The organism is Parabacteroides sp. HGS0025 (genome assembly GCF_000969845.1).
GTDB lineage: Bacteria > Bacteroidota > Bacteroidia > Bacteroidales > Tannerellaceae > Parabacteroides > Parabacteroides gordonii.
Map to the genome: position 1 here is coordinate 4,363,870 of NZ_KQ033902.1, position 12,065 is coordinate 4,375,934.

11 protein-coding genes and 1 CRISPR repeat array are annotated in these 12,065 nt (G+C 35.9%); of the genes, 1 reads left to right on the forward strand and 10 read right to left on the reverse strand.

Features of this window, described 5'->3' with window-relative positions; translation table 11 throughout:
* Positions 1-2 precede the first annotated feature (2 nt).
* Positions 3-223: direct repeats of the CRISPR family, unit length 29 nt; unit sequence ATTTCTATTCTACTAAGTTCAATTAATAC.
* A 217-nt stretch (positions 224-440) separates the two neighbouring features.
* The 8 genes from cas2 to cas6 all read right to left on the reverse strand — a co-directional run bounded on the left by cas2 (position 441) and on the right by cas6 (position 9,390).
* On the reverse strand, positions 441-704 hold the full coding sequence (gene cas2 / locus HMPREF1212_RS16930) for a CRISPR-associated endonuclease Cas2 (RefSeq protein ID WP_046150126.1): 264 nt from the start codon (positions 702-704) through the stop codon (positions 441-443).
* Positions 704-1,720 (reverse strand): type I-B CRISPR-associated endonuclease Cas1b, encoded by a 1,017-nt coding sequence (cas1b, locus tag HMPREF1212_RS16935; protein ID WP_028727912.1) that lies wholly within the window; start codon positions 1,718-1,720, stop codon positions 704-706. The genes cas2 and cas1b overlap by 1 nt, the downstream gene beginning before the upstream one ends.
* Positions 1,717-2,232: a CRISPR-associated protein Cas4 gene (cas4, locus tag HMPREF1212_RS16940; protein ID WP_028727913.1), complete on the reverse strand. Its 516-nt coding sequence runs from the start codon at positions 2,230-2,232 to the stop codon at positions 1,717-1,719. Before cas4 ends, cas1b begins: the two co-directional genes overlap by 4 nt.
* A gap of 25 nt (positions 2,233-2,257) precedes the next feature.
* On the reverse strand, positions 2,258-4,543 hold the full coding sequence (gene cas3, locus HMPREF1212_RS16945; protein WP_198293274.1) for a CRISPR-associated helicase Cas3': 2,286 nt from the start codon (positions 4,541-4,543) through the stop codon (positions 2,258-2,260).
* Positions 4,533-5,219, reverse strand: coding sequence for a hypothetical protein (locus tag HMPREF1212_RS16950; protein WP_046150128.1), 687 nt, complete (start codon positions 5,217-5,219; stop codon positions 4,533-4,535). The genes cas3 and HMPREF1212_RS16950 overlap by 11 nt, the downstream gene beginning before the upstream one ends.
* Complete coding sequence (cas7i, locus tag HMPREF1212_RS16955) at positions 5,219-6,238, reverse strand: type I-B CRISPR-associated protein Cas7/Cst2/DevR (protein WP_046150129.1); 1,020 nt, start codon at positions 6,236-6,238, stop codon at positions 5,219-5,221. Before cas7i ends, HMPREF1212_RS16950 begins: the two co-directional genes overlap by 1 nt.
* 17 nt (positions 6,239-6,255) lie before the next feature.
* The gene (locus HMPREF1212_RS16960) at positions 6,256-8,193 is read right to left on the reverse strand and encodes a hypothetical protein (RefSeq protein WP_157317037.1); all 1,938 of its coding nucleotides are present in this window, start codon (positions 8,191-8,193) and stop codon (positions 6,256-6,258) included.
* 417 nt (positions 8,194-8,610) lie between these two features.
* On the reverse strand, positions 8,611-9,390 hold the full coding sequence (cas6, locus tag HMPREF1212_RS16965) for a CRISPR-associated endoribonuclease Cas6 (RefSeq protein ID WP_046150131.1): 780 nt from the start codon (positions 9,388-9,390) through the stop codon (positions 8,611-8,613).
* A gap of 174 nt (positions 9,391-9,564) precedes the next feature.
* Between cas6 and HMPREF1212_RS16970 the strand changes: the two genes are divergently transcribed.
* The gene (locus tag HMPREF1212_RS16970; protein ID WP_046150132.1) at positions 9,565-9,999 is read left to right on the forward strand and encodes a DUF6078 family protein; all 435 of its coding nucleotides are present in this window, start codon (positions 9,565-9,567) and stop codon (positions 9,997-9,999) included.
* Positions 10,000-10,156: 157 nt separating this feature from the next.
* Here the strand turns inward: HMPREF1212_RS16970 and HMPREF1212_RS16975 are convergent, their stop codons facing one another.
* Complete coding sequence (locus HMPREF1212_RS16975; RefSeq protein WP_046150133.1) at positions 10,157-10,609, reverse strand: DNA-directed RNA polymerase subunit alpha C-terminal domain-containing protein; 453 nt, start codon at positions 10,607-10,609, stop codon at positions 10,157-10,159.
* Between the two features lie 510 nt (positions 10,610-11,119).
* A complete protein-coding gene (locus HMPREF1212_RS16980; protein ID WP_046150458.1) occupies positions 11,120-11,959 on the reverse strand; it encodes a phospholipase A in 840 nt (279 codons plus the stop codon).
* Positions 11,960-12,065 lie beyond the last annotated feature (106 nt).

Here is a 12,065-nt window from a genome sequence, read left to right on the forward strand (position 1 = left end):
CTATTTCTATTCTACTAAGTTCAATTAATACCGATCAGGCGTGATTTAAAATCGCTCATATGAATAATTTCTATTCTACTAAGTTCAATTAATACTTTTTCCAATATGGTATCTACAGAAAAACCTTCTTCATTTCTATTCTACTAAGTTCAATTAATACATACCATTGGGCGTAATCAACCGTATATCAACAAATTTCTATTCTACTAAGTTCAATTAATACCTTATCGTCCCAAAAACATAAACTTATAAATATCAATAAGTTCAAAATTTAAAAACAACCATTTTTCCTGATAAAATATGTCGACCTCCAATAATATAAAAAACACTGGAGATCGACATATCACATAAACAGCTATAAATCAACAAGTCAAAGAGCTTATTTCATATTTTCAACCACTGTATATTTCAAAAATTACAGGATCGACAAATATCTATTGTTACAGGAATATATCAATAGAGCTGCATTCTCTACCTACAATCTGCTTATCCATTGTCACTTTTGAAGCATTCTTAAAAATAATGATACTATCGCAGGTCTTATCCATAAAGGTTTCTGCCTGCATTATCAACTCCTTTAGACGAACTTCGGATATCTCACCTTCAAAGACAGAATTCTGGATCCAGTTCAAATAACGCCGACAAAGTTTTAACATCTTCGCGACCCGTTTTTCTCCACAATCATAAACTAAGATCACATACATTACCAATACATTTTAAAAGGTTTATATTCCTCTATTTCTAATAAATGCTTAGCTAACTTATAACATTCCAGTTTGATCAAATGTCTATAGCTAACTTTTCTACCCAACGAACGATGCTGTATCGTTTCCTCCAACCGATCTTCAATCGCTTTTACAAATATCTTTTTTCCTGACGAGTTTAGCAAGCATTTGTTTAACTTCTTATCAAAATGCTTACTTTGTATCTCTTTACGATTTAGAACCTTAAATATCACTCGATCTACAATGATAGGTTTAAAAATCTCAGCCACATCCAAGGCTAATGAATAACGTCGCTCGCCAGGGGTATGTAAATAACTGATCGTCGGGTTAAGCTGTGTTTGATGTATAGCCCTCAAACATAAAGTATAGCACATCATGTTTCCGAACGACATTAAAGCATTTACTTCATTCTGTGGAGGTTGTTTTGTCCGGGAGCCCATTTCGAATTCATTTAAGATCAAATTGAATGCCTCATAATATGTTTGACGGATCATTCCTTCTACTCCCATCAATTCATCTACAGACTCCGTATCCGAAATTTTCTCAGCATAATTACTGATTATATCCATAATATCAGCCATGTCTTTTCCTCTACGATTATAATACTGAAGATTTTTTACCATATTATAGGCTGCTCCTTCAATAAACTTTCGTGCAATTACCATACGTTTCTTTTTCGATTGATAGGCAGATGTTTGAGCTAAAATCATCCTTCCTGAAAGCAAAGAGTCCCGCGGCATAAACGAGCCTGTATAGTTCTCATAATAATCAAAGAAATGCATCGCAATATCTTTCTGTCCCAGAAAATTAAACAATGAACTATTGGCACGCAAAGAGCCGAACACATAAAATTCATTGATATCTTCAATAGGCAAATACCGGGGAGTCCCCAAAACCTCTCGTCCATCCTCGTCATCTGAATAAGGAATAAATTTCAAGGTATTATCTTTTCGCTCCAATATTCCGGGATTGAACAAATAAAATGTCTTTTTCATAAATCATCAGGTTCTACAGTATAACAAAAATCATAATAACTACAGTTTTTACAGATACGCTTTTTATCTTTAAGAGGGCAAGTCTCTGAATGAATTATTTTGCTGATCTCTCCTTTCATATCTTCCAGCACCTCTCTGTCAACATCACTTAACACGACTTGTTTTGTCTGTCTCAAAGTGGGATACTCCAAAATACCGGAACAACCAACGATACCATTACGCTCAAAGACATATAAATAATATTTCAACTGCCATTCATGTGCTGTTTCTATTTTATCAGATTTTTTTATCTCATGAATTACTTTGTTCGCTGCATCATAATAATCCACTTTAATCCCATCGATCTCAACCTCTTCATATTTACTTGAACGTTGTGGATAAGAATCTTCATGGATCAATTTCCCCTCATACACCAAATCTGAAGTATGCTCAAAATTGATACCATTAGCAAACAACCAAAGTTTTCGTTTGCATATTTGATAATAATTGAAATGTGTTCCGGTGATTTGCATAATATTTAATTTAGAATAAAAGAAATTACATTATCTCATAAGATTCTGCTACTTTCTCTATACATCCTTTTTCCTGATCATAGTATAAATCCTCAACCTTAAGGACTTTAAGACCTTTTTTATTTTCATTCTTGCATAAAGTTACAAACTTTGCTTTATGGTAAGGATAAACCGAAACCAATAACTCGTTTGCTTCAATGTATCTTTGTTCTTCTATGAGCATACAATAATCAGGATACAAATTATCACATAAGATATCTATCTTCTGATTATTCCTATCAAAAAGGAGATCTACCCAATCTGCACAAAATCCAGCAATCCAATCTCTTTCAAAGTTCTTCACTGCTAATAAACCTTGGTTAAAATCATCTGCCTGTTCTCCAGTATAACCCTCTTTATATACATTATTACATACATCTACCAGGTCATTTTCAGAAAGATCCACTCCATCAAGTTGTGATAAAAAACACCACGTATTTTGTAGAAGCATATCATCATAAAAAGGGGTTCTTCCTTCTATATTTTCAAAAAGATGAATTTCAGCCATTATCTTATTACCATATTCATCACAAAGACTCCCATTCCTATTAACACGTCCAAAACGTTGAATTAATGCATCAATAGGAGCATTTTCTATAAATGCCATATTATAGTCAATATCAAGGCTAACTTCAACAGCCTGAGTAGCAACCAGTAATTGAGGACGTTTAGATCGATCTTCATGAGTTATCACTTTTTCTATCTCTTTTCTTGACTTAAGATTAAATCCGCCATGAAGCATCATTTTTTTGCTCTCATCAAAATCTATATTCTCAAAAAGCTGCTGACAAGTCCGTACATTATTTACGATAACCAAGACTGAAAGTCCTGACTCCAAAGCATTCTCAATATCCGGAATCGCTTGCATAATACCTTCACCATCATGACAAACTAAATGATGACGCTTTCGTCCTATTATGACAGCATCCGATTCAAATTTACTATCCGGACGGAGAAGTACACTTCTATCACCCTCATATACCTCCATTATTATCTTTTCCAACAAAAAGTCAGGTATAGTAGCGGACATAAACATAAACTTTGCATGGAAATTTTTTCGAAACAAACGTACAGTCCCTAGCATCATTCCTGTAAGCAATGCATTATAAGCATGAAACTCATCGATAATAAACAGCGCATTCTGATAATCCAAGGTAGAGAACTCCCAGCCTTTTCCATACAATGGTGTACGCAATACCTGATGAAGTGTAGCTACTTTTACCGGATAATAAATCTCACGCGTTAAAGAGTTCTTATTTCTGGCAGCAGCTTCCAACTCCCGATAGTTCTTTTTAATATTAGAATCCTCATTTACCAACTCATCATATATAAAGTTCAATGACTTAGAATGCTGAACGATAACAGAATCTTTGTTATATACTGCTTTCAGGCGATTCACCATTGCATTAATAGAAGCTGTATAAGGAAGAAGATAAATAAGCCGGTTATTATCCGTCTGATTTGCCAATATCCAAATTAATGCAGCTTCCGTTTTACCGGAACCGGTCGGAGCATGCAAAACAACATCTCCTTTCCATGTAAGCATTACTTCCTGAAAATGTCTGAATGGGAGAACAACACCATCTTTCTTCGGTTGTATATCTTCTAGTGTTATATCTTCATATTTAGGAACGGAAATAATACCGGCCGAAGCAATATGATCTGCAGCCTGTAATAACGCTCTCAACAACGAATACCACTTTCGCTCATCTAAAGATAAAATTTCATGCTGAAACTTTTTCCTTAGAGTTTTCAACCTCTTTCCATAAATAACAGCTTCTTGTTGTCCGGCTAATTTTAAATCTACATCTAAAGGGAACAGTTCCAACCAATTTTTAAGAGTGGAGACATCCATAGTTCCTAAAGAGTCATCATGCAACTGCTTGAAGTCAGTTTTAATCAAATCATATAAATCAAAACATTTACCAGCATCAGCACCTTCAATACATTTATGATGAGTAACTATTGCAAAAAGAATATCATCGTCGATGTTTAAAAATTGCGTACAAAACCAAAGTGAGACCAATTCATGGCGTATAGTCACAATTTTATCCCCGGCTAAACGCTTTTGAAACAGAGGATGTACCTTGCCTAAATCATGCAATGTGGCAGCAATTACAAATTTTTCTTTCAACAAACCTCTAACATCATCTGATAAGGACAAGGACTGGAGCAAAGCCAACCCTGTCCTTATAACTGCTAATGTATGATCAACCAAAGTTGTTTTTCCATCACCTTTGGCCATCACCTTCTTTAGATCTTCAATCTCCATAAAAAGAATGTAGATAAAAACCGATTGACGGATCATCCTTTATTTGATATAAATGATTCCGGATAACTTTTATTTTTTTATCCGAATCCGGATGAATTGCAACAAACATAGACGACCGGGTCGGCATTCTGCCGCTCCCTATTGTCTCATTCTCCTCAAAAGCCTCAGCAAGTTGTATCAACTGTCCCGGAATTATATGTTCCGGATCAAACGGAATCATACATCCTGCTAATTCTGTTTCAGGAACAGAGGTAATCTCCTTTATAGTAACCTCACAAATCTGTAATAAATCCTGTGATCTACCTAAAGAAGGCGTACCTATCGGGCAATCAAAAAACTCTTTCCAATCAGTTCTGTCAATCCAGACAGTCAATCTCGGGTTGACATGAAACTCACGTTGATAAGCATCGCTTCCTTTATCATGCACTTTAATCCTTTTTCCATCAAACTGCAAGCGTCTTCTCGTCTCAATATCAACAGCAACAGTATCATAGTCGTATTGATAGCCGATCTTTACTTCTTTTGGGGAGACAATACGTCCTAAACAACACCCCACTATTCCCAGAATAAGGGAATAAGAAGGAACCGGCATACAAAGAGCATTCCCGGAAAGAACAAAAGGAAGCCTCGGAGTCGCAGTCCATCCTGAAAATTTTATTTCCAGAACTTTATCCATCAGCTTAAATAATTAGCGATAAAAGATTTAACCACACTTGCCGGAGAATCTACGACAAAACCCTTTTCTACCAATGCTTTCACCTGATCTTCATTTCCCAGATATCCACTCCTGATACCGATATGAATAGGCGTTGCCAATTTATCAGCATAATCTTGAGCTATTTCTTCAATCAAAGCAATATTTAATTCCGGCTTTTCCCCCTTACCGATAAAAAGATTATTAAAACAGGGATTAGCCGAAGAAAGTCCCGCAAATACAATCACTTTAGGAGATACATCAGCACCAAAAGCCGCCATTTTAGCTCCACCACGAAGATATGCCAAACCTCTCAACAAACCTGCAGCTCTTGCCTTACGAATTTGTTCCGCATCTTTCAATGTATATCGAATGACATTCTTTTGAATAGTATCTACAGACAGATCTGAAGTATATTTTTCTATCAACTCCGATGATAATTCCTGACGACTGGAAGTATTAACGTACATGCCTAAACGATAATATTCCAAATTAAAAAATCCTTCCAGGTGAGTAGAATAAAATTTGGTAGAATAAGGTAAAGGACTGCCATTTTTAGGGAAAACAAATGCATCATCAGTGCTCAATGCTCTCATATTTCTTATCCCCCTCAAAATAGAAGTCTTAAATGGTGAAGTTCTCTGAATACTTTCTTCTCCTTTGCTCCCACTTTTCATATAGCCAAATAAATCATCCTCCGGATAATCAATCGGATTCAATTCTGTAGAGATTTTAGCTGTAGAACCTTTGGCGTTAAAATCAATAGCATGCAATTCACTTGGAGTCCAATTGTTCTCTTCATTGGAAGTATCTCTTAACCAACGCCTCCATGACTGTGCAGAAACATAAGGAACATCTTCCTTTCGTCCGTTTATTGTCTCTTTAAACAACTTTGGCAAAACCGTATTCTGATCCTCACCGGTAGCCAATCCTGCTCCATTTAAAAATGTAGCAGTTGCATCACACAAAATATCTCCAGCAATGTTTCTTAATTCATTCATAATTTCTTTCTATTAGGTTAATTTTCTGTTTTAACTTTTGAATATTCATATACAACTTTACTAAATTTCATTCGGACGGCATATATAAAGGTAGAGAAGTTATAGTTTCCCATTGGATCGTAAACAAGTAAATCCTCCTCCCAGCTTCCTTCCTTTCCGTAATCATTCAATCTGTCGAGAATATCTTTAAACCAAATACGCTGTTCGCGTAAATCCTCTTTAGGAATACTTTTAAAGATTTTCTTTACATATTCACCCTCCTTTTCATGATTGACAACCTTCTCCATTCGATACCGGAGATATGCCATAACGAATGAATCGATAGATTCAAACCACTGTTGATAGTCGTTTGATATAACCATTTTCGGGAAAATACATAAATCTCCATCCAGAAATAATTCGGAAGAAGTATAATAATATCGTAATAACGACTTCAATCCCCGCACATTTTTCCTGCCTTCCTCATTGTATAATAGAGGAAAAACAGTATAAATACTCACATTCCGATCACAACATCCTCTAATCAACAATTCATCAAAAATAGAATTATCAGAATCCTCGCCATGTAAAATACGATCTTTCATATCGTTCTGATACTTCATATCTTCCCTGCTAATTAGACTGATAATCCATCGACACAATCTGGCCTGATTATTATCGGGAGTCACTATTATTGGTAATTCTGTATTATATATTCCTTTTTGGTAATAATAATGTATAAGCTTATATAAACTATAAGAAGCAAACCATACCGGTATATCTTCTTTATAATCTTGTATATACAACTGATGATTAAAAGACCATTCTCCTTTTTGGGTAGCTTGCAGCAAGACTTTATTCAACTCATCCTTATAATTATAGATTTTACAATCATACGCATCCGTTTTTCCTAAATATTTTTCAAAATTACCTGATTTATATTTAGAAATAAGATATGCTATATATTTGGCTATTTCAGTTTCTTTTTTCTGTCCTATAACTCCCCAGTAAGATTCAAAAAATTCCACAGAAACGCCTTCATAGTTCTTAGCTGGATATAGTCCAAACCATTCATTATTGGAGTCCAGGCAATTCAAAAAACTATTTGCATATACTGAATTATGAAGAATATTTGTTATTTCATTCTTATGTCTCACATACAGTATATCTAACTTCAATAATAACTGACTTGGTATGCGATCTATTCCACAACTTGCTCCTGCTCCTGAATTAGAAAAACTCCAAAGGTTAAATTCCGAACACTCAAAATCCATATCAGCAGCTAGCATCATATCAAGAGCTTTCACTATATAATGTCCTTTGGTATAAAATTTTATATTCTCAATAGGTAAACCTGTCGACATGTTTTTTGCCTCGCCTATCACAACTTTTACATTTTCTTGAATATAACTTTCACAAAGTGCAATATTGGAAGAATCAACCAATAAGATTCCCTTCTTAAATATAAGAGCTGACAATGGAAGAAACTGAAGAATCACAATAAAAATTGGATGTACATTATATGTATACTTAGCCATTGGCAATGCTTGAGCATCAGATCCCAATCCACCAAGTAAAGGGAACCAGCATCTATTCAAAGTCAAATCTTTTTTTTCCACATCTTTTTTCGAAACACCCAAATCAATCAATATTTCAGAAAAAAGTTGAGAGAAAGATTTTTCATATCGTAAACCTGAAATATCACAAACGCTATCTCCTTCATTTTTAAATTCATCTATAATCTTCAGCAGTAGACTCTGATAAATCTGCTTTCCTAACTTTTTGTCATTGTACAAAGGCCCATTCTTGGTAAATAGCATTGTATAACTTTTAAATCTCAAATTGAGACTCATCAGAGAGTATGGTAATTCTTCATGAACCTTCGTTATCACCTTCTTTAACATTTCGGCTGTCAACTCTGATATAGAAGATAAACCAGCCAATGCTTTAACTGTCATCAAAGCATTGTTCAGCATAGGATTGCCTGTATAATATTTTACTATTTGCATAAGCTATAATAAGCAGACTATTAATAATTCTATCCAAGTACGATTACCCCTATCTTTAGCAAAACATAGATAACAATAATTATCTGAATAGTTGCTTTTAATACAATTTTTATATCTACATTTTTCGTAGAACACCGAAATAACAGTTGAATTTTCATACTATACATTTTTCATTTTGTCAGCAAAGGAAAGCAAAAAAATCAATCTATCCAAAATGTCGGCCAAAGAAGTATTTACAAAATTCACTATTCCTTATATATCTATAGTCAAGAATACCACTAAAAATATCTATCTTTGCACAGTATAGAATTGAAATAAGAATTATTTATCAATCGCACTCCTACCCCAAATGCCCAACCCGCATTTGGGGTTTTTCATGCAATCTCATATTTCAACTACTCCCAAGGCTCCAAACCCGATCGCCCCTTTCTCTCCCCATCCGCTTTCATAGCCGATCTTCATCAAGGGTTCCGGTAAGCTTACTTTAAAACGATACCGATAGCCACGTACAAATGTTTGTTGAGGTGTTCCTGCTTTTATCTTTACTAAAACAGACTTTGGTTCATTGAGCACCTGGAAATCACAATAGACTTCTCCCTCATACTCTTTTCCATAATAAGCATCATAACGAGCCAACAGCCCCGTAAGGAGTCCTCTCACATAGGAAGGATCGGAAGGAGACAGATAGTCAGATTTCCCATCATCCCTACGCTTTGAAACGCAAACAGGAGATAATGTCTCAAAACACATCTCTTTCTGATAGTTTAGTGGCGGCATAACTTGTACCTCACGCACCTGAAACTCGACACCTGATATTTTATCAGCAATCTGAAAGCCCTGCTGACGAAATACACCTTCTATAAACTGTTGCGTACTTTTCTCAGGTAGAAAGCTAATAAACCATTCAACAGTATCCGATTTTATTATTAAACGCTGGCGTTGTTTGTCTATTCCATATTGGGGAACTATGAAATTTGAAAAGGTAAATAATTTGAAACGTTTTCCACCGGTAATAAAACCATTTTCATGCAGCCATAACGAGTAATTTTCATCACTACGGGACAATATCCTATAAATTGCTGCACTACACTCATAGCTATAATTCAGAGGTAATTCACGTCCTAAAGCATGCGGTTGTACTTGTAAGGTTAGTTTAAATCTCATATTCAATTAAATTTATTTTCACAAATATACAAAAGTATAATTCTCAGCAAGAACTTTTACCATATATTATTCATGCAGCGTTGAAAAAAAAATATCTACATATTATTTTCCCACTGTATATCCTCCATATTCCAAAAATAAACCGTAAGTTTACCTCAACTAAATACAACGCACATGAAACCTGAATCAAAATACGAATCCGTCCCTTATGAATTTGCTTACTGTCTGAATGAACAATGCAAGCACTCTACGAAATGCCTACGTTATCTCGTTTCGAAACAACTCACACCGGAACGGACAGTTTTCTCGATCGTAAACCCCGATTGCACAACGCCACAAGCAGATAACTGTCCCTTTTTCAAAGCAGATCAAAAGGACAGGTACGCTTTAGGGATTACTCATTTACTGGATGATCTGCCTCATAACAAAGCAGTTGCCATCAAGCGGGCAATAAATGCAAATTTTAGTAAAGGAACCCTTTACCGCATCCAGAAGAAAGAACGATTAATTACCCCTGACGAACAAAAGATCATTCGTCTGATCTTTATGCGACAAGGTATCCATACCGATCCGCTTTTCGACCAATATGTAGAGCAATACGATTGGTAAGAAATTGTATACTTTTAGGCCTTTATTACTTATAATCCCCACTTAAATGGGTAATATTCCCCACACAAATGGGCAGTATTCCCCATAGTAGTGGGAATAATTCCCCACGTGGATAAAAATTGTGGGGAAAAAAGACAAGACAGAACGCCTGTTACCTTCACAGATACCCAAACAAATAGCACCTGTTATACTCATCCACCCACCCTTTCTTGCGCAGAGCGTCCAGTATTTCGGCAACCGATTTCTTGCCGAGCATGCGCCTTTCCTTGATACGTTCCATCTTGTAATCGCGGATTTCGTGGAGAAGGTCTGCTACAGTTTTTATTTCGAGGGCAGTAAGGCCGTTCTTTACGCGGGTGGATAATTCAAGGCAATGAATAGACAAAGAAAGCTCTTTGGCTGCCTCTTCCAGGATAATGCCGGAATAATCGTACTGGTCGATATCGTCGGCATTAATACCGATATGGAGGGATTTATAAAGTAATCTCTTCAAACGGACATTTTCATATTCCAAGCCTTTACTGTTTACAGCCATGTGCTTCATAGCGCCTTCCAGTTCTTTCACTCTGGACTGCAACATTTCTCTTGTCAGATAAGTTTTTTTAATCATACTAGCTCCTGTTTTCGTTGTCAAAAATCAACTGCCATATCCTCACGGACGGGCAGTTGCGATAGTAACTGATGTACACCCTCTTAATTAGTTGGAAAAAATTAATATAAAAGCAGATATAACAGAAAGCAGTAGTTTCAAGACACAAAAAAGGCGTGAAGCTACTGCTATTACCGTAACACGAGGCATCCCCATGCCTAACCCATGATAATAGACAACAGCCCACGCCATATTTTATACACATAAGTATATACAATTAGCATGGGCATTTTGTTGCTATTACCCCGATGAGTTTTGAAATTGGGGATTTCGTGTTACCGGAATAATATCGCAAAAATGCTTTACTTCTAAATATATGTTGCCACAAAACAGATTATCGCTATAATCCTTCCATGTGACACTACAAATATAGTTTTTATTTAGATTATATGATATTTTACAAGCAATTATTTCATGTAACGCTTGCAGATTAATGAAAGAAGAACATCAATCACTCTATGAAACAGATTCTCAATAGATACTGAAATCCTGCGGTTTTATCACAAACCCGATCCGTAGCATACTTTTAAACTGATTGTATTCCAGCAGGTTTTCTCCGTATCCGTTATAATATTGAAGGAAAAAATATTGGTTCTCGTTATTGTTGAACTTATAACTTAACTCGACCTGCGTATTAAAGCTGAGCCAGGTTTTGCGTTTCGTCAGGATCACTCCGCAGTTAAACCGCTTATTGTCTGTCCGGAAATTGGTTGCCACCTGGAATATACCGTTATACTTCAACAAATCCTTATTATACTTACCATCCACGATCGGTATCCATGTTTTAAACTGGGCTTCCCAATTTTTATTGAGAACGACGGCTGTAGCAAATGTAACCTTATTCCAGCTGCGCGAAGCCGTACTGTCTTTCCCGTTCGATTCGTGTTCCAGCATCAGATAGCCTTTACCTATATATTTATTGTGATGAATGATCAGATGCCCCAAGCCTATTCCCGGGTTGAAGTTCAGGTCGCGCATAGGGAGAGATTTCTGGAAGACATTCCAAAAGGCTTTCTGTGTATATTGAATGAAAAGATAGGTATCGAAAGGTAACTTACTCTTGGTTAACCGTTGGGCGATACTCAACTGGAACTTCACATCCGAATTGGCTGCGGTCGGCTTATGGCCGATCGTCGTACCACCGATAAAATAGTTATCCTTAAACAGCGAAAAATAAGGAGCCTTATCCAATACGGCACGCACACTATCCGCATTATATTCCATCTTAGGATCTTTCACAAGTACCTGGGCTGTCACTTTCGCAAAACCCTGGATGAACAATACCAACAGAAACAAAGCTATCTTTTTCATAAACGTTATCATATAAACTTTACAAGACAGAACAAAGTTACTATTACCACAAACAGACGATTCTCCCAAATCATCTGAATTATAGTCATTTCAGCAACCTGCCTTT